Source organism: Litoreibacter janthinus (assembly GCF_900111945.1).
Classification (GTDB): Bacteria; Pseudomonadota; Alphaproteobacteria; order Rhodobacterales; family Rhodobacteraceae; genus Litoreibacter; species Litoreibacter janthinus.
Genome location: NZ_FOYO01000001.1, coordinates 3,177,170 through 3,197,639, shown reverse-complemented (window position 1 = coordinate 3,197,639; position 20,470 = coordinate 3,177,170). Strand labels below are relative to the sequence as shown.

At 58.1% G+C, this 20,470-nt stretch carries 23 protein-coding genes; 11 read left to right on the top strand and 12 right to left on the bottom strand.

What is annotated here, in order from left to right; all coding sequences use genetic code 11:
• The first annotated feature begins 3 nt into the window (after positions 1-3).
• Positions 4-672 (top strand): hypothetical protein, encoded by a 669-nt coding sequence (locus BM352_RS16015; RefSeq protein ID WP_090218862.1) that lies wholly within the window; start codon positions 4-6, stop codon positions 670-672.
• Between the two features lie 458 nt (positions 673-1,130).
• Here BM352_RS16015 and BM352_RS16005 read toward each other — a convergent pair whose 3' ends face one another.
• From BM352_RS16005 to BM352_RS15980, 6 genes are all read right to left on the bottom strand, one after another.
• On the bottom strand, positions 1,131-2,201 hold the full coding sequence (locus BM352_RS16005; RefSeq protein ID WP_090218857.1) for a DUF2235 domain-containing protein: 1,071 nt from the start codon (positions 2,199-2,201) through the stop codon (positions 1,131-1,133).
• Positions 2,202-2,339: 138 nt separating this feature from the next.
• Positions 2,340-2,978: a class I SAM-dependent DNA methyltransferase gene (locus tag BM352_RS16000; protein WP_090218855.1), complete on the bottom strand. Its 639-nt coding sequence runs from the start codon at positions 2,976-2,978 to the stop codon at positions 2,340-2,342.
• On the bottom strand, positions 2,968-3,225 hold the full coding sequence (locus tag BM352_RS15995) for a cupin domain-containing protein (RefSeq protein ID WP_245781008.1): 258 nt from the start codon (positions 3,223-3,225) through the stop codon (positions 2,968-2,970). The genes BM352_RS16000 and BM352_RS15995 overlap by 11 nt, the downstream gene beginning before the upstream one ends.
• 60 nt (positions 3,226-3,285) lie before the next feature.
• Positions 3,286-5,574 carry a xanthine dehydrogenase family protein molybdopterin-binding subunit gene (locus BM352_RS15990; RefSeq protein ID WP_090218852.1) on the bottom strand — a complete coding sequence of 763 codons (2,289 nt, stop codon included), beginning with the start codon at positions 5,572-5,574 and terminating at the stop codon, positions 3,286-3,288.
• 64 nt (positions 5,575-5,638) lie between these two features.
• On the bottom strand, positions 5,639-8,056 hold the full coding sequence (gene hrpB, locus BM352_RS15985) for an ATP-dependent helicase HrpB (protein WP_090218851.1): 2,418 nt from the start codon (positions 8,054-8,056) through the stop codon (positions 5,639-5,641).
• A gap of 31 nt (positions 8,057-8,087) precedes the next feature.
• Entirely contained in the window at positions 8,088-8,807 is a 720-nt protein-coding gene (locus tag BM352_RS15980; protein ID WP_090218850.1) for a DUF3108 domain-containing protein, read from the bottom strand.
• A gap of 123 nt (positions 8,808-8,930) precedes the next feature.
• On the opposite strand from BM352_RS15980, the gene meaB reads away from it, so the two are divergent.
• The 5 genes from meaB (at position 8,931) to BM352_RS15955 (ending at position 12,077) form a co-directional block, all read left to right on the top strand.
• A complete protein-coding gene (gene meaB, locus BM352_RS15975; RefSeq protein WP_090220355.1) occupies positions 8,931-9,890 on the top strand; it encodes a methylmalonyl Co-A mutase-associated GTPase MeaB in 960 nt (319 codons plus the stop codon).
• A gap of 253 nt (positions 9,891-10,143) precedes the next feature.
• Positions 10,144-10,431, top strand: a complete 288-nt coding sequence (gene rpmB, locus BM352_RS15970) for a 50S ribosomal protein L28 (protein ID WP_090218847.1) — start codon at positions 10,144-10,146, stop codon at positions 10,429-10,431.
• 131 nt (positions 10,432-10,562) lie between these two features.
• Entirely contained in the window at positions 10,563-10,910 is a 348-nt protein-coding gene (locus BM352_RS15965; RefSeq protein ID WP_090218844.1) for a hypothetical protein, read from the top strand.
• Between the two features lie 54 nt (positions 10,911-10,964).
• The gene (locus BM352_RS15960; protein ID WP_090218842.1) at positions 10,965-11,465 is read left to right on the top strand and encodes a copper chaperone PCu(A)C; all 501 of its coding nucleotides are present in this window, start codon (positions 10,965-10,967) and stop codon (positions 11,463-11,465) included.
• 156 nt (positions 11,466-11,621) lie between these two features.
• A complete protein-coding gene (locus BM352_RS15955) occupies positions 11,622-12,077 on the top strand; it encodes a low molecular weight protein-tyrosine-phosphatase (protein WP_090218840.1) in 456 nt (151 codons plus the stop codon).
• Here the strand turns inward: BM352_RS15955 and BM352_RS15950 are convergent.
• Positions 12,074-12,376 (bottom strand): hypothetical protein, encoded by a 303-nt coding sequence (locus BM352_RS15950; protein ID WP_090218838.1) that lies wholly within the window; start codon positions 12,374-12,376, stop codon positions 12,074-12,076. The genes BM352_RS15955 and BM352_RS15950 overlap by 4 nt on opposite strands.
• 121 nt (positions 12,377-12,497) lie before the next feature.
• Positions 12,498-12,866, bottom strand: a complete 369-nt coding sequence (locus BM352_RS15945) for a hypothetical protein (protein ID WP_090218836.1) — start codon at positions 12,864-12,866, stop codon at positions 12,498-12,500.
• 472 nt (positions 12,867-13,338) lie between these two features.
• Between BM352_RS15945 and lepA the strand changes: the two genes are divergently transcribed.
• Together lepA and BM352_RS15935 are read left to right on the top strand one after the other, a co-directional pair.
• Positions 13,339-15,138: a translation elongation factor 4 gene (lepA, locus tag BM352_RS15940; RefSeq protein ID WP_090220353.1), complete on the top strand. Its 1,800-nt coding sequence runs from the start codon at positions 13,339-13,341 to the stop codon at positions 15,136-15,138.
• A gap of 160 nt (positions 15,139-15,298) precedes the next feature.
• Positions 15,299-16,171: an HAD family hydrolase gene (locus BM352_RS15935; RefSeq protein ID WP_090218832.1), complete on the top strand. Its 873-nt coding sequence runs from the start codon at positions 15,299-15,301 to the stop codon at positions 16,169-16,171.
• A gap of 98 nt (positions 16,172-16,269) precedes the next feature.
• On the opposite strand, the gene BM352_RS15930 is transcribed toward BM352_RS15935, so the two are convergent.
• Both BM352_RS15930 and BM352_RS15925 read right to left on the bottom strand, forming a co-directional pair.
• The gene (locus BM352_RS15930) at positions 16,270-16,395 is read right to left on the bottom strand and encodes an entericidin A/B family lipoprotein (protein WP_090218829.1); all 126 of its coding nucleotides are present in this window, start codon (positions 16,393-16,395) and stop codon (positions 16,270-16,272) included.
• A gap of 67 nt (positions 16,396-16,462) precedes the next feature.
• On the bottom strand, positions 16,463-16,879 hold the full coding sequence (locus BM352_RS15925) for a VOC family protein (RefSeq protein WP_175500710.1): 417 nt from the start codon (positions 16,877-16,879) through the stop codon (positions 16,463-16,465).
• Positions 16,880-17,027: 148 nt separating this feature from the next.
• Between BM352_RS15925 and BM352_RS15920 the strand changes: the two genes are divergently transcribed.
• Positions 17,028-17,216 (top strand): CTP synthetase, encoded by a 189-nt coding sequence (locus tag BM352_RS15920; RefSeq protein ID WP_090218824.1) that lies wholly within the window; start codon positions 17,028-17,030, stop codon positions 17,214-17,216.
• Here the strand turns inward: BM352_RS15920 and BM352_RS15915 are convergent.
• Positions 17,213-17,965 (bottom strand): alpha/beta fold hydrolase, encoded by a 753-nt coding sequence (locus tag BM352_RS15915; RefSeq protein ID WP_090218822.1) that lies wholly within the window; start codon positions 17,963-17,965, stop codon positions 17,213-17,215. The two genes, BM352_RS15920 and BM352_RS15915, sit on opposite strands and share 4 nt — an antisense overlap.
• Positions 17,966-18,018: 53 nt before the next feature.
• On the opposite strand from BM352_RS15915, the gene BM352_RS15910 reads away from it, so the two are divergent.
• Entirely contained in the window at positions 18,019-18,390 is a 372-nt protein-coding gene (locus tag BM352_RS15910; protein WP_090218820.1) for a hypothetical protein, read from the top strand.
• Here BM352_RS15910 and BM352_RS15905 read toward each other — a convergent pair.
• A complete protein-coding gene (locus BM352_RS15905; RefSeq protein WP_090218818.1) occupies positions 18,387-19,298 on the bottom strand; it encodes a pirin family protein in 912 nt (303 codons plus the stop codon). The genes BM352_RS15910 and BM352_RS15905 overlap by 4 nt on opposite strands.
• A gap of 158 nt (positions 19,299-19,456) precedes the next feature.
• Here BM352_RS15905 and BM352_RS15900 point away from each other — a divergent pair, with 158 nt between their 5' ends.
• Complete coding sequence (locus BM352_RS15900; RefSeq protein WP_090218816.1) at positions 19,457-20,413, top strand: NAD(P)-dependent oxidoreductase; 957 nt, start codon at positions 19,457-19,459, stop codon at positions 20,411-20,413.
• The last annotated feature ends 57 nt before the right edge of the window (positions 20,414-20,470 follow it).

The window sequence follows — 20,470 nt, the reverse complement described above, 5'->3', positions numbered from 1 at the left end:
TAGTTGGCTGATCTGGTTACATCCACGGCGGGTCTCTGGTTCGCCGTGGTGCTCAGCGGTTTGTATCATGGGTTGAACCCCGGAATGGGTTGGCCTTTGGCGGTTTCCCAAGCGTTGATGGAAAGTAAACCAGCGGCCTTGTTCCGTTCGCTCGCGGCATTGGCCGTTGGGCATTTCGCCGCGATGGTGCTCATCTTGTTGCCGTTCTCGGCCCTCAGCTCGATCCTGACTTATGAGCGGGAGTTGCGTCTTGGGGCTGGCCTTCTAGTGATCGCCCTAGGGCTATACCTGTTGATCACCCGCCGTCATCCAAGGTTCCTGTCACGCGTACCACCTCACCGCTTGGCGTTGTGGTCATTTCTGGTGGCTATCGTGCATGGCGCGGCCTTGATGCTGGTGCCGATCTATCTGGGCCTGTGCGGCCCGGAGGAGTTGGAGGGCGGGCATCTGGCCGTGTCGGAGCTGTTGTTGCGCAACGGTGGCATCCTGATCGGCGTCACCGTCGTTCATACTGGCGCCATGCTCATTGCGGGGGGCGGGGTGGCTTACGCCGTGTATCGTTGGCTCGGGCTGAAGTTCCTGCGTCAAAGCTGGTTTGATTTGGAGGCTATCTGGGCGCTGTCGCTTATTCTTGTTGGCGTGCTGGGCCTAGCGACGGCGGGTCATGCTTAAGGCCCGTGCATCTTGTGGTTGGAGCTCCCCTGTAGACGTCGTTTTCGGTTGAGACGTCCCCGCGCCAGCATGACACTTTTTGGCTTCCGTGGGAACCGCACGGGACGCATGTATCACACGACGGCGGCGATGCGGCGATTGTAAGAGCATTGGGGCCCAAACCGTGAATTGTCAGCCCGTGATGCAAACTCATTTGGCCGGGTTGGATTCTGTCGGTCGCCTTGTCGTCCTCGGCCTCCTCTACCTTCACCGCTTGCCCGCGGTAAAAAAGATTGTAGCCATCGAATGTATCTTCCTGCGGCAGGATCGCGTGCTCGTGGGTGGCGCGGATAAAATCCAAGTAGCCCAATGCTGGTGTGGCGGGCGATAGCGTATCCAAGCTGTCACCCCCTTTGCTTTGGCCAAGCCAGTGCACAGGGACAGGGCTGTCGTGTTTTCGAAGTTAGGGAGGTCGCGCTTTATCCGCGCGAAACGGCCTTCATCTGCGACTTGGTCGCGGGAACAAACGCCTGCGGGCCGTTAATTACACTTTCATGAAGCCGTTCAGACGGATCGCGCCCGACCACACGCGCGCGGCGTTGCCAGAAGAGTTTTCCCCATTGCCGCCAAGTGCCAACGGAGGGCGCGTCGATATCTCGGGGGAACCGCGTGCGCCATTTATCGGGCAGGGGGAGGCCGCACATCTCTGCCTTCTCCAGCATCCAGACGAGCGAGATATTGGCCAGCGGCCGCGCCTTGTCGTAGCCCATTAAGTGTCCGCCGACATCGCCATGCGCACCCTTGAACCAAACCTGTTCCAGCACGCCCTTGTAGCCATCGCGGCTTTCCCACAACACGGGTTCGAATACGCGACGAGTCTCGTTCAGGGCCAAGGCGTGGTAGCCATGTTTAACTGAACAGCCGAGGGTGTGGTTGTGAAATTGGTGTTCAACCGGCGAAAAGCGCCACAGGAATGGAGCGCGGAATCCGAGGGCGCGGACCGTATCCCAGATTCCAATCATTTCGATGTTGGCTTCTTCGTGACAAAACTCTTGGTGGAACGCTTTGCAGGCCGTTGAAGTCGGTGCCATGCGGTAGTGGCGATAGGCCTGACGCACGTTGCGCTCGGTGGCGCAGTCGGCGCGTAGCAATCCAACTTGGTCGATAACGCCCGCGAGACTGCGCACGGCATAGGCACCACGTGAATACCCAAAGAGGAAAATTCGATCGCCGGGCCGGTAGCGCGAAGCAATGAACCCGTAAGCACGGCGGATCTGGCTGTTGATTCCGACCCCGACCATCACGTCGATGGCGCGCCGCAGGCCCTGCCATTGAATGCCAGCTTCGTATTTCAGGGAAACGGCTTTGTTCGGGGACATTTCGGACAGCAGCCGGAAGGTCATGCCTGCATGTGTCTCAAAACCACGTTCCAACGTCGACATGGTGCCGTCCAGAATGATCACATGGGTGACCGGCCCGCGCGTGGCCTTCGGGTGAAGCGAGCGCGGCTCTGGACCGAAGCCAACAAGGGATTTGAGGCGGTCAGACATGGGGCGGACATATCCGCCGAGCCTTTCCATTCCCTTATACCAGCGCACGTTACTCACTCCAATTCGAACCTTTTAGAAACACTAGGAGGAACTTCTAACTGCTTCCAGTCAAGGCGTTTCACATATTCTTCATGGGTGTTACATCCGGCGAAACACCGCGAGATGCCCCTTGTCCTTCGAATGCGCCTCATCGGTACCCGCGCCATATATGGACACGGTGCGAATGTGGAAATCATCGATCTTGTCGCCAAGTGCTTTGAACTTTGCCTCGAACCCGCGCGCCTCGAAATGCTCGGCATTGACCGACAGGACGAACAACGCGCCTGTGCTGGCAAAGGTCAGGAGCTGATCCAATACCTCCGGCCCGACATGGCCATGCGTGAACGTGCCGGAGCTGACCACGCCACCATATTGCCCGGCCTCAATCGGCAGTGCTTTCGTCAGATCGCCGACAATCAGATCGCGGTAGATCCCTTTCCTGCCCGCGACTGCCAGCATATCGGCGGACAGATCAAGCGCGTCGATTTTCACGTCGCTGATAGGGCGCAAGGCTTCGGCAAGCAATCCTGTGCCCGCCCCCACATCCAAGACAGGTCCGACGCCTCCCAATTCGGCGAAAACCCGTGCCACGTGGGCAGGCAGTTGGTAGTCCATCTGTTGTGCGAAGCTTTGATCATAGGTCTCGGCCCATTTGCCATAAAGCTGACGGTTATCGTCTGGCGTTTCCAGCGCATAGGCGGCGTCTAGGTCGGGTTTGTCTTTTTGGTCACGTGCCATCGCTTGGGGATTCCAGAAGCTCGATCTCGATGAACGCGCACTCGAAGTCATTGGCGCTGAGCACGTCATGCTCGATACCCAGTTTGCGAAAGTAGGGGACGCCGTTTTGCATCGGCGCCGTTATGACCTCTCCTTCGGGCAGCTTAATCTCCAAAGTGCCATCAAAAAGCGGGACAACGACATAGTCGTGCTCATGCCTGTGCCAGCCGGTATTGTCCCCGCGCTTCTTGAAGCGCCATTCCGTCACTCGGGTTCGAGCGTTCTCAATTTGAACGGTGCAAATTGCGCTGCCAGAGGCGTTACACATCTATGCGTCGCCAATCATTTGCCAGACCCGCTGGGGCGTGAAGGGCATGTCAGCGCGGCGCACGCCACGCTCCCACATTGCATCTAGCGCGCCGTTGGCAACGGCGGCCAAAGCGCCGACGGTCCCAGCCTCGCCGCAGCCTTTCATGCCAAGCACGTTGGCCGTGGACGGCACAGGTTCGGAATGGAACTGGATCATCGGCATGTCTGCCGCGCGGGGCATTCCGTAATCCATGAACGTGGCGGTCAGAAGCTGGCCGTCCTCGTCATAGACCACGTGTTCGCTGATCGCTTGGCCAATGCCTTGAACGACACCGCCATGCACCTGACCTTCGGCCATCATCGGGTTCATCAACACGCCGAAATCGTCCACGACGGTATATTTCACCACTTCGGTCAGGCCGGTGTCCGGATCAATCTCGACCTCTGCGACGTGGCAGCCATTTGGGTAGGAGCGGCCCGGCAATGTCGTGCTGGCCGAGATGTTGAGTAGGTCATCGCGGCCTTCGGTGCGGGCCACCTCCGCCGCCTCGATCAGCGTCATAACCGTGTTGGAGCCTTCGGCACGGAAAGATCCGTCCTCGAAGGCCACCTCGGGCACACCCAACTGCTCAGCGACAAACGGGCGGAAGGTGTCGATGGTTTTTTCTGCGACAGCCTTGTTCGCCGTTCCTTGCGTGGTGACAGAGCGTGACCCGCCGGTGCCACCACCCTTGGCGATCAGGTCACTGTCGCCTTGGATGATGTCGATCAAGTCCGGATCAATGCCTGTGTATTCGTGCAGCATCTGGGCATAAACCGTCTCGTGACCCTGGCCGTTGCTTTGGGTGCCTACGTAAAGGTTAACGCGGCCTGTATCTGCGAACTCCACATGGGCGGTTTCATCGGGACTGCCAAGGATACTTTCGATGTAGTAGCACACCCCAAGCCCGCGCAGTTTTCCAGCCTTGGCTGACCCAGCTTTGCGTTCCGCGAAGCCTGACATGTCCGCCTCTTCCTCCGCGCGTTGCAGCACTTTGTGGAAGTCCCCCACGTCATAGAGTTCGCCGGTGGCGGAGGTGTAGGGGAACTTGTCCGCGGCAATGAAGTTTTTGCGTCGCAGCTCCAGTGCGTCCACGCCCAACTCCCGCGCGGCGTAATCGATGGCGCGCTCTAGCACATAAATCGCCTCGGGGCGGCCTGCGCCTCGATAGGCATCGACTTGGGTGGTGTTGGTGTAAATGCCCTGGTTCGAAAAATATGCTGCCTGCACATCGTAGACACCCATCAACACCTTGGAGGCCAAGTCGCTTTGGATGAATTGCGCGAAGGTTGAGTTATAAGCGCCCATGTTGCTGACCGCGTTTACGCGGTAACCGATGATTTTGTGGTTCTTGTCAAAGGCCAGTTCAGCGGTGGACACCAGATCGCGGCCCGCATTGTCAGACAGCATGGATTCCGTGCGATCTGCTTGCCACCGGACGGGGCGGTTCAGTGAGCGGGCTGCTTGTGCGACGAGGAAATACTCAGGGTAGTCGAACGCCTTCATCCCGAAGCCGCCGCCGACATCAGGCGTGGTCACATGAACGTCTTTCTTGTCGATGCCAAGCGTCGAGGCAAGCGAGCCTTTCAGCCCCCAAACCCCTTGGCCTGAATAGGCCACATGCAAGCGGTTATCTTCGACGGCCGCCCAACAGCCGCGCGGCTCCATGGAATTTGCGATGATCCGGTTGTCGCCGATCTCGACTTTTGTGGTGAACGCGGCCGCCTTGAACGCGGCGTCGGTCTTCTCCGCGTCGCCGATCCCCCAGTCATAGGCGACATTATCTGGTGCCTCGGGATGAATGGCAGGGCCGCCTTCTGACAGGTCCATGTGAACGGGCAGGTCGTTGTAATCGAAACCGATCAGTTCCGCGGCGTCCTTCGCCTGCTCAAGACTGTCTGCCACGACCATGGCAATCGGCTCGCCCACGAAACGCACGCGCCCTTTTGCCAGAATCGGTCGGACAGGGGCAGCACCTTGGGTGCCGTCTCGGTTTGTAATAATCGAAGCGCCCATCTTATTGACGCCACCTGCGTCTTCAAAACTGTCTGCCGTCAGCACCAGATGCACGCCGTCCGCGGCCTCTGCGTCAGTGACATCCAACTCGGTGATCTCGGCATGAGCAACGGAGGAGCGGAACACGTATCCGAACAGCGTTCCGGCTGGCACCGTGTCGTCAAGGTAGTTGCCATCGCCAGTCAGAAACCGCGTGTCCTCACGCCGTTTGACAGGTTGAGCCGTACCGAATTTGCTGTTGCCAAGGGTCATGATGCGGGCCTCCAATTTAGGTCATATCAGACACTAGCGGTAGCGGCCGCACTGTCCAGCCCGCTTACGTCCCGCGCGGTTTTGCGCGCAAAGTCGGGTCCGCGACGGTCGGATCTTCCGGCCAAGGGTGGCGCGGATACCGCGCCCGCATGTCCTTGCGGACATCGGCGTAAGATCCTGCCCAGAACCCTGGCAAGTCGGTTGTCACTTGCACAGGGCGTGAGGCAGGGGACAGCAGGGTGATTTTCAAAGGGAGGCGATCCGGTCCAGTACGCGGGTGTTGCGTGACGCCAAACATTTCTTGCAATCGCACTTCAAGGGCAGGGGTGCCATCCGCATAATCCAGCGCGAGATCGCGGCCCAAAGGTGTAGTGAATTTTGCAGGGGCGCCGCCATCCAAGGCTTGCATTTGGTCCCAGTTCAACTTCGCGCGCAATGCTTCGGCAACGTCTACACCTTTCAGGTCTTCGACGGACCGCATACCGCTTAGATACGGCAACAGCCAGTCTTCGAGGGTGTGGAGCAGCGCCTCGTCCGACCAGTCCGGCATGCCTTCGCGCATGTACAAAACTCGCGCCCGCAGGTATCTGGCGGCTTTCGACCAATTGAGCGATGCCAATCCCAATTGCCGAACTCCGTCCAGCATGGCTTGCGCGATATGATCGGGGTCGGCGTCTTTCCACGCGCGGTCGTCCAAGATCAAAGCCCCGAACCGTTCCTGCCGGCGGGCCAGCACCTTCCGGTCACGTTTGGACCACTCGCACAGTTCAACCCAAGTGATCTGACCAGCGTAAAGCTCACGCAGCTCTGCCTCGCTTATCGCACAAGCCAGCCGCACCTTGGCTTCTCGTGCATCGCCGTCCAAATCCAGAGCCACAATCAGCCGTTGCCCTGCCAACGTGTCACCTCCGTCGATCACGGCGCCTTTGCCGCCCGACAGGACGTAACGCGCATCCTTGCCCGGGCGTCGCAATCCGATGCGGTCGGGGTAGGCGAGCGCTGCCATCTCGCCCAAGCTGCGTTCGGTGCCGCCAGCAAATCGGCTCAGTCGTTTGGCCTCCGCGCGCACCCGTTCCACCACGCCGCGGTTGACCTGCGGTGGTACTGCGCCGTTCAGCAGTTTCATTCGTGCGGACATATCAGTTCCTGCCGCACGCCCTGACGGGTCACGTTCGCCCAGAAGTGCGGCCAAGGCTGGCCCGCCCGTGCCTGAGTTTGCCAGCATGTGCCCCAAACGCGGGTGCAATGGCATGGCGGCGAGCGTGCGCCCGTGTTCAGTGATCCGTCCAGCATCTAACGCGCCCAACATCTCGAGCAGGGCTTGCGCTTCCGCGAACGCGCCTTCGGGCGGTGGGGTGAGAAAGGCCAGATCCTGTGGCGCGGCTCCCCAGTTGGCCAGCTCAAGTGCGAGTCCCGTCAGGTCTGCCGCCTCAATCTCTGCGGGCGGGAACGCGGGCAATGCGCCTTCCTCCGCCCGGGTCCACAACCGGTAGCATATGCCCGGTTGGACGCGCCCTGCGCGGCCTTGGCGTTGGGTGGCCTCCGCACGTGATACTTTTTCCGTGACCAATCTCGACATTCCCGATCCGGGATCGAACCGTGCCCGCCGCGCACGGCCTGCGTCGACGACGACGCGCACGTCTTCAATCGTCAGGGAGGTTTCGGCAATTGATGTCGCCAGCACAATTTTGCGCACGCCCTCTTCCGGCGCAATCGCCGCGCGTTGCTCTTTGAACGGCAACGCGCCGAATAGCGGGCGCACGGCTGCGCCTTTTGGGACGGTCAGTGCGCCCATCACGCGGCGGATTTCTCCTTCTCCAGGGAGGAATACCAAAACCCCGCCCGTGGTCTCGCTGACCGTGCGGTTGACGAGGTCTGCTGCCGCCGTTTCGAACCGAATGTCTTTGTGCAAGGGGCGGTCCAGCCAGCGGGTTTCCACCGGATGCGCCCGCCCGTCGGATGTTACCACGGGGGCGTTGCCCAATAATTCCGCGACGGGTTCTGCGTCCAAGGTGGCCGACATGACCATCAGTTTCAGATCTGGCCGCAACGCCCCGCGTGCTTCCCAGACCAAGGCCAGCCCCAAGTCACCATTAAGCGACCGTTCATGGAATTCGTCGAACACCACGCATCCGACGCCAGAAAGCTCAGGGTCGCTTTGGATCATACGTGTCAGGATGCCTTCGGTCACGACCTCGATCCGCGTGGCTTTCGACACTTTTGCCTCGCCGCGCATGCGGTAGCCGACGGTTTGACCGACTGGCTCGCCCAAGGTCTGCGCCATCCGCTCGGCGGCGGCGCGGGTCGCCAGACGTCGCGGCTCCAGCATGATCAGGCGGCCGTCATATGCGCCTGCCTCTAGCAGAGCCAATGGTACCCGCGTCGTCTTACCCGCACCGGGTGGGGCCTGCAAAACGCAAACGCCCCCGTCGGTCATGTGACCAACAAGGGCGTCAACAACATCTTCAATTGGAAGGCTCATGGCCCCGCATACCGCGCTTGCGCGACCGCGTCTATTTCCGCTTCATCACCGCGTTGCCATAAAGAGTCTGGGTTACGACTTTCTCAACCCGATATCGACCTTCTGCCGTCTTGGCGTAGAACAGGTTGAACGGAAAGCGCGACTTCTCTGCCATATCCTCGGCCGAAAACCCTGCGAGTCGGCGGTATTCACCGTCGCATTTGATCATATCGCCCTCGGCGCGGGGCGTTGCCAGTTTCACCTGAGACCGACGCTTGCCGTCATACATTTTAACGTTCAGTTTACAGACCTCCGCCGCGTCCACGTCGCGAAACGCAGCATAGAGCGCCGTCATCGGGTCGACGGTGCCTTTCTGGGTCGAAGGCTGGACCGTGTTCGGACCCGGCGTGAAGTCGGACACCATCGGAATGCCGCCCTTGTAGGTAATAGACGCTGATGACTTGCGCTTGCCGGTGTCCGCCTTTTCGTCATATCGCGTCGGGCTGAAGTTGCTCCCCGAAACCGACCCGCTGGAAGACGCGGTGTATTTTACCTTGGCCACCAAACCAACAAGCCCCCCACTTTGTAGCACGCCTGACGCGTTATAGGAGTTTCCGGCCTCTTTGCCTTTGATGGTCAGCGATCCAGCAGTCAGCCCGCGGATCGAGACAGAAAACTTCGCATCGGTTGTGCCGCTTGCCGCCGCAATTTGTGGTGCTGCCATCGAAAGGGGCAGGGCGCAAATGCCCAAAACCTTAAGGAACTGTTTCATATCTTAGCCTCGTTGCATAACTTATGCCTCTCAGGGCATATTGGCCCTCGAACCCTCGGATAACACCCCAGCCTACGGGGAAAACAAGCGAAAGATCGCCAATCCTTGAAACATATTGAAGAGATGGCCGCAAAGATACGGTCGGGAGACAGGCGCGCCTTGGCGCGCGCGATAACGTTGGTAGAAAGTGCGCGTGACGATCACCGCACGCAGGCGTTGGCCCTGATTGACGCGCTACGCGTTGATGCGCCGCAAGCCTTGCGGATCGGGCTGTCGGGAACCCCGGGAGTCGGAAAATCTACGTTCATCGAAGGGTTTGGGCTGCATCTGACCGCACAGGGACTTCGGGTGGCAGTGTTGGCAGTGGACCCCAGTTCTACCAGATCGGGCGGGTCGATCTTGGGGGACAAAACCCGAATGGATCTTCTGTCGCGTGATCCCAAAGCGTTTATTCGACCTTCTCCCTCGCAATCCCATCTGGGCGGCGTGGCGCGGCGAACGCGCGAGGCTGTGACGCTGTGCGAGGCCGCTGGCTTTGACGTGGTTCTGATTGAAACCGTGGGGGTCGGGCAATCGGAAACCATGGTGGCCGAGATGTCCGACCTGTTCATTCTTTTGCTCGCTCCCGCCGGTGGGGACGAGTTGCAGGGGGTCAAACGCGGTATCATGGAAATCGCCGACCTTATTTTGGTGAACAAGGCCGACGGCGATCTGAAGCCCGCGGCGACCCGCACACAGGCCGACTATGCAGGGGCGCTGCGCTTGCTGCGGAAGCGTTCTCAAGATCCAGACGGATTTCCAAAGGCGCGGATCGTCTCGGCCTTGACGGGGCTGGGGCTGGATGAAGCTTGGCAAGACATGCAAGCCCTGCGCGACTGGCGCAAAGAGCACGGGCATTGGGAAACCCGCCGCAAAGCGCAGGGCGTTCACTGGTTTGAGGAGGCGGTAAAGGCAGGGCTGCTGGCCAGGATCAGCGCCGATCGCGAAGCCAGCGCTGACATGCAGGCCCTTGCAACGAAGGTGGCAGAGGGCACGCTTTCGCCGGATCGCGCGGCGGCAGAAATGCTGGCCTCTTTGTCTTAGGCGGGCACTTGGCCCGAGTCGTTTGGGGCGATGAAAATGAGGGCGCTGTGTCCTGAATGCCGGTTTCAAATCGCCGAAGCGTGAGTATCTGCCGCCGCCAAGCCAGTATCGGCAAGAAACAAGGCGTTTCCCGCGCGAAAAGCGCCAATCTCTACTTGACCCCCCAAGAATCTCCCCCTATTCCACGCAGACCGAATTCAGGGCATCGCACGGGCGGTGCCTTCATCTGTTTAAGACCCGGAAGGAAACGCACATGTCGCGCGTCTGTGAACTCACTGGCAAGGGCCCCATGGTCGGCAACAATGTCAGCCATGCCAAAAACCGGACCCGTCGTCGCTTTCTGCCGAACCTGAACGACGTCACACTGATGTCCGAGTCCTTGGGACGCGGCTTCAAATTCCGCATCTCCGCTGCTGCTCTGCGCACTGTGGATCACCGCGGGGGCCTTGACGGTTTCATGGCAAAAGCCAAAGACGTTGAACTGTCCACGAAGGCACTCAAAGTCAAAAAAGACATCGCGAAAGCACAAGCCGAAGCTTGAGGCTAACGCATCGCTTTTGAAGCGGCCTCGCCCCTGACGGGCGGGGCCGTTTTCGTTTGATCTGGCGCAACGTCGCGTGGGGCGCGATTTGTATATTGGCTCTGTCGGCACCGCACCGTATTGATAGGCCCATGACCCTTTTCCGTCACCTCTTTGCAGCATTCGTGATGCTCACGATGGTTGCCACGACTGGCTCCATGGCCGTGATGCGTGATCGCGATGCCGGCACGCATGCGATGGTCATCTGTAATGGGGCAGGATTGCAGACGATCTTGCTCGACGCCAATGGCGACGAGGCCGAGCCCGCGCCGATCTGCCCTGACTGCACCATGGTGTTGCTTGCAGAAGGCCCTTTAGAACAGACATTGGTGCTGCTTGGGAACGTTCGAACGCCCGAGCTAGTGGCGCTGCAAACCAGCCAGTCGTACATTCGTCTGGACAAAAGCGACCTCAAGGCCCGCGCGCCGCCTGTTGGTTGATCTGACCAAAGAACCTCCTTCACAGACAATCACACAGACGAAAGGGCATATATTATGTCTCTGAAACTTATCTCTGCGGCCTTGCTTGCCGCCACGCTTTCCACGGCTGCCTTCGCCGAAGATATGGCCTTCAAGGTCACTGATTCATATGCGCGTAGCGCAAGTGCAAACGCTCAAACCGGCGCGGCCTTTATTACCTTGATGAACATGTCAGGCAAAGATGATCGCTTGATCTCTGCGGCCTCTCCGGCGGCGAAGCGGGTCGAGCTGCACACTCATATTGAGAATGATGGCATCATGAGAATGGTCCATGTTGAGGAAGGCTTCCCTGTCGAGGCTGGTGAGATGATCGAAATGCAACGTGGCGGCAAACATGTGATGATGATGGGCCTGAACGGTGCGCTGGAGCAAGGCGCTATGGTTCCCGTCACACTGACATTCGAGAAGGCAGGGGCCATGGAGGTCATGGTTCCCGTCGATCTGGAACGTATGCCAAAATCAGGCCACGGTATGATGAAGCAGGGCGCAGGGCACGGCAAAGCCAGCGATAGCTAAGGCCCACGCCGCATGAAGTAAGAAGGCGGCTCTTAGGGGCCGCCTTTGTTATTCTTGACGCAGGGGAAACCCGCTCATGTCGTGAGGTCTACGGGCTTAGTGCTTGATTAAGCTTCCTAATTGCCGCTAAATAGCGGCAGCTGGGGAGCTACTATAGTGATTAATAAGATATTGTTTGCCTGTTTGGGCAACATATGTCGTTCGCCGTTGGCGGAGGGCATTGTCAGGGCCAAGTTGCAGAATGCGGGCCTAGAGTTGGAAGTCGACAGCGCTGGCACCAGCGCTTGGCATCGTGGAAATCCACCTGATGCGCGTGCGATCGTAGCCGCGCGTGTGAAGGGCTATTCGATTGAAGATCAGATCTCGCGGGTGATCACAGCTAAAGATTTCCAAGCGTTCGATCTGATTGTCGCAATGGATGAAACCAATCGACAAAACATCGAAGACCTGCGCCCAGAGGGTGCGACCGTTCCGGTGGTTTTGATGTCATCCTTTGCACCGGACGATGTGTCAGCAGAAGTGCCTGACCCCTATTACACGGGCAAGTTCGATCCGGTGATTGCGCAGTTGGAAATCTGTGCGGACGCCTTGATATCGCAGCTCAAATCTTAGCGGCAGTAGCTTTCGGCGTTCGCCCCGAATTCCTTGTAGCGCTTCCAGAACTTTTCGTGGCCTTGATTGTCGGACTGTCGGATGACTTGTGCACGATGTGGATCAGAGAAGAAGGTCGCTGCAAGACGCTGATCGCCAGCATCTAGTGTCAGGTCCGCCACTTGCTGGACGCAGTTGCAAAGCGGGCGTGACGCGGCTTTACGGTCGGATTTGAGGCATGCGCGCTCAATCGGACCTGCTGAAGCTGCGCTTGCCGAAAGTCCTGCAATGACGGCAATGAATGCTAGTTTGAAACCCATGACCCTGCTCCGTATTGGTAGGCGCGATATTCTTCGCGCTCGCTCTTTCGGACGACCATACGGCAAACGGCGTGGCGATTTCAATCACCACGCCGATCACATTTTCGAAGGCCGTGGCCGTTTAGTTGCGGGGCAGGTTGGAGCCCAGAACAATCTGACGCGGCGCGTAAGTGCCGTTCAGCGCAGGCAGGTTCTCAACGAAGATTTCGGTAACGGGACCTTCAGACGCGATTGACCCTGCGCCGGAGCGAGTGCGCGGCAAAGGCTTGGTGTTAGCTTCGGAGTAACCGCTAGCGCGGACAATTTCGGCTTCCACGAAGCCGCGGCCATAGTTGTCTCCAGCGGCATTGTGCGGGCGATAATTAATCGGGTTTGTGTAGCTTCCAACGATTGGGGTGTTGGTGTGGACGTGCGGATAGAGGGCCTGATCGCCTGCAAATGCAGGTGCGGCGGTCACAAGGCAGAGGCTGGCAATGGCAACTCGAAACATTGGGGTCATCCTTATAGGAGGGCAGCAGAACAGAGGTGTTAACTGTCCATTAATGCCATGATCTCGTCAAGTTTTCGCCACTTTTCAGTATGTTACAGGCTATATCTGGTGTGATGCATGAGCTAAACCGCTAGGAGAGGCGGCATTGTTTCCGTCTTGGCAACCGCTGCCACATTGTTGCCATGGTTTGACCGTGAGTGTGATTCTGCCATTTACGCCCTTTGGCACCACGAAAGCCGCATTGATCAATCGTTGCTCGGGTCGCGGGAAGCATGGAACATCAGCGGCATTTGCAACGCCGTTTGCTTGCATTGAGGATGCCAGTGCAGCGCATTTTGGGGCAGGACGTATCATCGGTCGCTCTGGGCACGGCGCAACCGTTCAAATGCCAGTCAAAACAGGGGTGTCGAAAGCGCATCAGGGTGAAACAGGCACCTTGACCAACCCCCGAAAGCAAATCATATCCTGCACCATGACCGAGCTTTCAAAAATCCGCAATTTCTCCATCGTGGCCCATATCGACCACGGTAAGTCGACGCTTGCTGATCGCCTCATCCAAGAGACGAACACCGTTGCCGCGCGCGACATGAAAGAGCAGATGCTCGACAGCATGGATATCGAGCGCGAGCGCGGTATTACCATCAAGGCGCAGACCGTGCGGATCGACTATGTGGCCGATGACGGCGAGGCGTATGTCCTCAACCTCATCGACACCCCCGGCCACGTAGATTTCGCCTATGAGGTGTCCCGCTCCATGCGCGCCGTTGAAGGCTCGCTGCTGGTCGTGGACTCGTCCCAAGGGGTCGAGGCGCAAACGCTGGCCAACGTCTATCACGCGATTGACGCCGATCATGACATTGTGCCGGTGCTCAACAAGATCGACCTGCCTGCCTCTGACTGTGACCGCGTGGCCGAGCAGATCGAGGACGTCATCGGGATTGACGCGTCCGGCGCCATTCAGGTCTCGGCAAAAACAGGGCAGGGCATCCATGAGACGCTGGAAGCCATCGTCCACCGACTGCCCGCCCCCAAAGGCACCCGCGATGCGCCGCTGAAGGCCATGCTGGTGGACAGTTGGTATGACAGCTACCTCGGGGTGATCGTGCTGGTGCGCATCATCGACGGGGTTCTGAAAAAGGGCGAGCGGATCAAGATGCTGTCCAACGGCTCCACCCACCATGTGGACCGCATCGGGGTGTTCAAACCGGCCCTGACAGAAATTTCCGAGCTTGGACCGGGGGAGATCGGTTTTCTGACGGCCTCCATCAAGCAGGTGCGCGATACGCGGGTGGGAGACACGATCACCCACGAGAAAAAAGGCACCGAAGATGCTTTGCCGGGCTTCAAACCGTCGCAGCCGGTGGTGTTCTGTGGTCTGTTCCCTGTGGACAGCTCCGAGTTCGAGGATTTGCGCGACGCTATCGAGAAGCTGGCGCTGAACGACGCGTCCTTCAGCTACGAGATGGAAACCTCCGCCGCGCTTGGGTTCGGCTTTCGCTGCGGCTTCCTAGGACTGCTGCACCTTGAAGTGATCCGCGACCGGATCGAGCGGGAATATGACATCGACCTGATAACCACCGCGCCGAGCGTGATCTACCACGTCTACATGCGCGACGGCACCAAGGTGGACTTGCACAACCCCGCCGACATGCCCGACCTGACCCATGTGGATCACTTGGAGGAGCCGCGCATCAAGGCGACGATCCTTGTGCCGGACGAATACCTGGGCGACGTGCTGAAGCTGTGCCAGGATCGCCGTGGCATCCAGATGGATCTGACCTATGCGGGCAGCCGCGCGATGGTTGTCTATGACCTCCCGCTCAATGAAGTTGTGTTCGACTTTTACGATCGCCTGAAATCGGTAACAAAGGGTTACGCCAGCTTTGATTACCAGATGACCGGCTACCGCGAGGACCGCTTGGTCAAGATGCAGATTCTCGTCAATGACGAGCCGGTGGATGCGCTGTCCATCATGGTCCACCACGACCGCGCCGAGACCCGTGGCCGCGCCATGGTCGAGAAGCTGAAAGACCTGATCCCGCGCCACATGTTCAAAATCCCGATCCAAGCCGCCATCGGGGGCCGCATTATCGCCCGCGAAACGCTGGCTGCCATGCGCAAAGACGTGACCGCCAAATGCTACGGCGGCGACGCGTCGCGCAAGAAGAAGCTGTTGGAGAAGCAGAAGGCCGGTAAGAAGCGGATGCGCCAGTTCGGGAAGGTGGATATCCCACAGGAAGCTTTCATCAGCGCACTGAAAATGGACAGCTAGGAGCTGCAAACACTAGTGGCGTGGCGGGTGAGCTGCAGAATCTTACTGCAATTCAGATGGCTATCCAGTGACCTAATATTTAACTGTAATTGGTTGAAGTCTCGAGCATTTTGCCTGATTGTTTCACCTGCAGCTAATTCAAGCATCTGGGAGTAGACATTTGAAAGACCAGCCAAGATTTGAGCAAAATATTGTCGCGTTAGTCTATGATTTTGACGGTACGCTCAGTCCAGAAGCCATGCAGCATTACGGGGTATTGCCAAGTCTTGAACTTACCCCCGAGGAGTTCTGGGGCAAAGTTAAATCTGAACGTAAGGAAAATAGATCGGAGGAACTCCTCGTTTATATGAGGGAGATGATTAACTTAGCAGACCATAAAAAGGTGAAGCTCGATCGGAAGACGTTCCAAGATCATGGAGCAACCGTGAAATTCTTTGAGGGAGTTACTACTTGGTTTGATAGGATCAACAAATTCACTTCAGAAATCTCTGAAGGAAGCGAAATTAAGGTTGAGCACTACATTATTTCTTCTGGTCTGAAGGAAATGATCGAAGGTTGCGCCATTGCTGATCAGTTTAAAGAAATATTTGCATGCGAATTCAGTTACGACCAATATGGGCATCCCGATTGGCCAAGTCGTGTTATTTCTGACACTTCGAAAACGCAATATTTATTTCGGATCAATAAAGGTGTCTTGGATGTAAATGAGTCAATCAATTCACACATGCCAAACGAACAACGCCGTATTCCGTTCGATAATATGATCTACTTTGGAGATGGTGACACGGATGTGCCAAGTATGGCTGTCATGATGGGAAATGGCGGTCATGCAGTTGCCGTTCATTCGCCCAATGAGAATTCAGAGAAGTGCCTAGACTTGAAAAAGGCAAAACGAATTGATTATTACTGCCCGGCTGATTACTCGGAAGGTTCTGAACTTGACCGTCTCGTAAAAGCAACGTTGAGAGTTATAGTCTCAAGAATTGCGCTCAGGCAGGAAATTTTTGAGTTGCCTCCGGTTGGCAAAATCTAATCGACTTCTTGACTGGTCTTTTAGATAAAAGGCCTCATTCCAAAATTTCGGACTCACCGGTCAGCGGTCGCCGTACCTTCGCCATCTCTAGGCGCGCCCTAATTCAACGCTCGCTGCACTGCGTTCGCCGTGTTGCTCACGTCGCGACCGAACCCTTCGATGGTCTCGCAGCCTGTCAGTAGGGTGATCAGGCCAAAGGCGATCAAGCTTATCCGAACACTCATCTGCACAATCCTCTCTATTGATGACCCATAGTATAACAGTCACGGACATATGTATCCAACCAGGGGCTCAGATCGCCTCATTCACCTCAATCAAATTCCCCGACGGGTCCTCCACATACAGATGCCGCATCCCCGGGATCGCGAACTCTCCCGTCAGCGAATACCGTATCCCCGCCCCCTTGAGCCGCGCCACCACGGCGTCCAGATCGTCGACCTGAAACGCCACATGGCCGCCCAGCGACGGGTTGTGGGTCATCCCGTTCTTTTCCGCGAATTCCGCATCGGGTGCGATTAGGTGCAGGCCGGAATGGCTGTCCCGCCCGTCGGCAAACAGCGCCAGCTTATCAGGAGACCCGGGCAGGTAGCCGCGCGACGCCGGGAAGACCCAGTCCTTTTGCGCCATGCCCAGCATTGCCGCATAGAACCGCGCCGTGGCCTGCACGTCGCGGGCCTCCAGATTTACGTGATGAATTGACCAGCTCATGCGCCCCTCCTTGGCATTTCCTAAGTGTTTCATCATGGGGGAGGGCGGTGAATTTGCAACCGCCCGCCTGCATGACCCAGATCAAGGAATTCCGCTCGCGTGCGGGCTATAGACTTCCGCGTAAACCACGACCAAGGAGTTCGACCCGATGTTCCGTCTTGCCTTTATTTTGTATTCCATGATTGCCACCACCGTCGCAGGCAGCTTGGTCATCGCGGCGCTGACGATGGGGTATGACACCTTGGTGCCGATTGTCGCTGTGTCCGTCGTGGGCTTTGTGATCTCGATCCCTGTAACTTGGTGGATCGCCAAGCAGATCACCGCGAAGATCGTCTAGCTGTCGAGAAAGACCCGCACCGCGGCTTCGAACTCGCGCGGCTTTTCCGCGTGGAGCCAGTGGCCAGCGCCGGGAATTTTAGCAAATTTTGCGTTCGGGAACAGTTGCTTGATGAGGGGGCGGTGCTCGGTCTGGACGTAGTCCGAGCTGGCACCTGACAAGAACAGCGCTGGCCCGTCAAATTGGCCCTGAAGCTGTGGGAAGCCGACGATCTTGGCCATCTCGGCGGCGAGCACATCGAGGTTCAGCCGCCATTTCTTTTGGGGCACGTCAACGGACTGGGCCAGAAACTCCGGCAACCCCGGCTCCAGATCGGTGAGTTGGTCCAAGACATCGGAACGTCGCTCCAGACCGTCGAAGTTGACCCGCCGCATCGCCTCGATTGGGCCGAGTTGGGTGTGCGGATAGGCGACCGGAGCAATATCTGCGACGACCAGCTTGTTCACCAAATCAGGCCGTGTTTCCGCCAAAACCATCGCGGCCTTGCCGCCCATGGAATGACCCAACACATCGACCGGCGCGCCAATTTTTTCAATGACTTGCCCAAGATCAGCAGCGAGATCGTGATAGCTGTGGCTATCGTCCCAGAAGCTTTGAGCATGGTTGCGCATGTCAACCGCGTGCACCTCGCCACGGTCAGACAGACGCTTTGCGATGACGCCCCAATTGCGCCCCGATCCGAACAGGCCATGGGCAATCAGCAGGGGGCGTGATGCAGCGTCAGTGCCAAATGTGGTGTAGGTCAGCATAAACAAAGCCCTAGCAGCTTCCCGCAGACCTTGGAAGTGCGCTATGAGGACGTATGGAAAAGGTAGTTGTCGATCAGTTGGTGGAGCGGATTTCTGCGCTTCTGCGCGAAAAGCTCGGGGTGCGGGGCCGGTCGCTGGAAGTGCGAACGCGCCGTGCAGGGCGGCTTCTGCCGCGCCATGTGCGGCGGGCGGCGCAGGTTTTGGTGAACGCGGAGCGTATGGCGCAAGAGCCTAAGATGCTGCTGCGTCTTGATCCTCAAGAGGTCAGCGGAGCCTACGATATATGTCTGCTCCATCTTGAAAATATTGACGAAAAAGCACTGAAAACTAAGGCCTTTTTCGGCTTTGCGGCGCGCCTGATCGTGCAGGTTGTCGTGATCGGCGGGCTGACGCTGGCCGTCCTGCGATGGCGCGGATTTATCTAATGGGCAGGCTTTATGAAGGTGTTGTTGCGTAGGTCACGCATGGCCTGCCTCAGTTCTTCTTGTGTGTTCATTACGATCGGGCCGTGCCACGCGACGGGCTCCTCAATGGGCGCGCCCGAGATCAGAAGAAAGCGAATCCCGCGCTCGCCGGCCTGCACTGTAACCTCGTCGCCTGTCCCGAATTGAACAAGTGTCCGGTCGCCGGACATGTCGCGGATGTTGACTTCCTCGCCCATGACCTCTTTCTCCAGCAATACCCCCTTGGGTACGGAGGCATCGCGAAACGTGCCAGATCCGTCGAACACATAAGCGAATGCACGGCGATAGGTGTCGATCTTGAACACCTTGCGCACGCCAGAAGGCACAAATATATCCAAATACTGCGGGTCGGCTGCGATGCCATCAACCGGGCCTTTCTTTCCCCAGAACTCGCCCACGATCACCTTCACACGTGTGCCGTCATCGTCAATCACCTCTGGGATTTCTTGGCCTTGCACATCTTGGTAGCGCGGCGCGGTCATCTTCATTGAGCCTGGAAGATTGGCCCAAAGTTGAAACCCGTGCATTTGGCCGTTGGCGTTTCCCTTTGGCATTTCTTGATGAAGGATGCCGGATCCTGCCGTCATCCATTGCACGTCGCCTGCGCCCAAAGTGCCCTCGTTCCCAAGGCTGTCTCCATGCTCGACCGTTCCATTAAGAACATAAGTAATCGTCTCGATGCCCCTGTGCGGGTGCCATGGAAACCCTTGAATGAAATCTTCCGGCCGCTCATTGCGAAAATCATCGAACAGAAGAAACGGGTCCAGCATTGTCGGATCCTGAAATCCGAAAGCCCGGTGAAGCTTGACGCCTGCGCCTTCCATTGTTGGAACTGCGGCGGAGGTGGATTTTACGGGTCTGATGGACATGAGCAATCTCCTTTGATCCGAAGATAGGGGCGTAAGGGCATTCCGGCAATCAGCGGCCCGCGCGCAGATTGCGTTCGCGCACGCACAGTGTCGGCTTTGGGATAGACGGGTCGCTGGCGGTCTTACACCCTCCGACCAAATGTCACAGGAGACGAATAATGCGCATTGGGTTTATCGGGTTGGGAAATGTGGGTGGGAAGCTGTCGGGCTCGCTCATCCGAAACGGACATGATGTCATGGTGCGGGATCTGGACACGCAGTTGGTTGCCGCCGCTGTGGCGAAAGGTGCGCGCTCCGCTGACAGCCCACGCGCGCTGATGGAAGCCTGCGATGTCGTTATCACCTGCCTGCCCCACCCGACGATCTCGGCTGCCGTGGTGGAAGGCGAAGACGGCTTGCTGGAGGCCGCAGGCCCTGGGAAAATCTGGCTGGAAATGTCGACCACTGACGAAGCCGAGGTGAAGCGCCTTGGCGCGAAGGTTATCGCGACTGGAGCGGCGGCCGTCGACTGCCCTGTTTCAGGTGGCTGCCATCGCGCCGACACGGGCAATATCTCGATTTTCGCTGGATGCGACCGCGCCACGTTCGAGCGTGTTTTGCCGTTGCTCACCACAATGGGCCGACGTGTTTTGCACACGGGGGAGCTTGGGTCGGCCTCGGTGTTGAAGGTTTTGACCAATTACCTCGCCACAGCCAACCTGATCACCTGTGCGGAGGCGCTGACCGTCGCGAAAGGCGCGGGCATGGATCTGAACGTTGCTTATGAAGCGATGAAGATTTCCTCCGGCACGTCGTTTGTGCATGAGACGGAAAGCCAGGTCATACTGAACGGATCGCGCGACATCTCATTCACAATGGATTTGGTCCTGAAAGATATCGGGCTGTTCCAAGAGGTTGCCGATAGGGCGGGTGTTCCATTGGAGATGAACCCGCTGATGATCAAGATCTTCAAAGACGGGATCGAGCGTTATGGCCCGCGAGAGCTGTCGCCAAACATCATCAAGCGCTTGGAAGACGCGACGGGTCTCGACATCACCGCGCCGGGATTTCCGGCGGAAATGGTGGATGACGAACCCGAAGAGCAGGGCTACGAGATCGTGCCCCATCGCGGCTGAGGGCTGGCTTCCGACCGTGCCTCGCGCTAAGGCGGAGCGGAGCAGCAGGAAGTGAGC

Coding starts and splice junctions, on each gene's coding strand:
- BM352_RS16005 (WP_090218857.1), bottom strand. CDS start 2,201: ATGTCTGACCGCCTCAAATCCCTTGTTGGCTTCGGTCCAGAGCCGCGC.
- BM352_RS16000 (WP_090218855.1), bottom strand. CDS start 2,978: ATGGCACGTGACCAAAAAGACAAACCCGACCTAGACGCCGCCTATGCG.
- BM352_RS15990 (WP_090218852.1), bottom strand. CDS start 5,574: ATGACCCTTGGCAACAGCAAATTCGGTACGGCTCAACCTGTCAAACGG.
- hrpB (WP_090218851.1), bottom strand. CDS start 8,056: ATGAGCCTTCCAATTGAAGATGTTGTTGACGCCCTTGTTGGTCACATG.
- BM352_RS15980 (WP_090218850.1), bottom strand. CDS start 8,807: ATGAAACAGTTCCTTAAGGTTTTGGGCATTTGCGCCCTGCCCCTTTCG.
- meaB (WP_090220355.1), top strand. CDS start 8,931: ATGGCCGCAAAGATACGGTCGGGAGACAGGCGCGCCTTGGCGCGCGCG.
- rpmB (WP_090218847.1), top strand. CDS start 10,144: ATGTCGCGCGTCTGTGAACTCACTGGCAAGGGCCCCATGGTCGGCAAC.
- BM352_RS15965 (WP_090218844.1), top strand. CDS start 10,563: ATGACCCTTTTCCGTCACCTCTTTGCAGCATTCGTGATGCTCACGATG.
- BM352_RS15960 (WP_090218842.1), top strand. CDS start 10,965: ATGTCTCTGAAACTTATCTCTGCGGCCTTGCTTGCCGCCACGCTTTCC.
- BM352_RS15950 (WP_090218838.1), bottom strand. CDS start 12,376: ATGGGTTTCAAACTAGCATTCATTGCCGTCATTGCAGGACTTTCGGCA.
- BM352_RS15945 (WP_090218836.1), bottom strand. CDS start 12,866: ATGTTTCGAGTTGCCATTGCCAGCCTCTGCCTTGTGACCGCCGCACCT.
- lepA (WP_090220353.1), top strand. CDS start 13,339: ATGACCGAGCTTTCAAAAATCCGCAATTTCTCCATCGTGGCCCATATC.
- BM352_RS15930 (WP_090218829.1), bottom strand. CDS start 16,395: ATGAGTGTTCGGATAAGCTTGATCGCCTTTGGCCTGATCACCCTACTG.
- BM352_RS15925 (WP_175500710.1), bottom strand. CDS start 16,879: ATGAGCTGGTCAATTCATCACGTAAATCTGGAGGCCCGCGACGTGCAG.
- BM352_RS15920 (WP_090218824.1), top strand. CDS start 17,028: ATGTTCCGTCTTGCCTTTATTTTGTATTCCATGATTGCCACCACCGTC.
- BM352_RS15915 (WP_090218822.1), bottom strand. CDS start 17,965: ATGCTGACCTACACCACATTTGGCACTGACGCTGCATCACGCCCCCTG.
- BM352_RS15910 (WP_090218820.1), top strand. CDS start 18,019: ATGGAAAAGGTAGTTGTCGATCAGTTGGTGGAGCGGATTTCTGCGCTT.
- BM352_RS15905 (WP_090218818.1), bottom strand. CDS start 19,298: ATGTCCATCAGACCCGTAAAATCCACCTCCGCCGCAGTTCCAACAATG.
- BM352_RS15900 (WP_090218816.1), top strand. CDS start 19,457: ATGCGCATTGGGTTTATCGGGTTGGGAAATGTGGGTGGGAAGCTGTCG.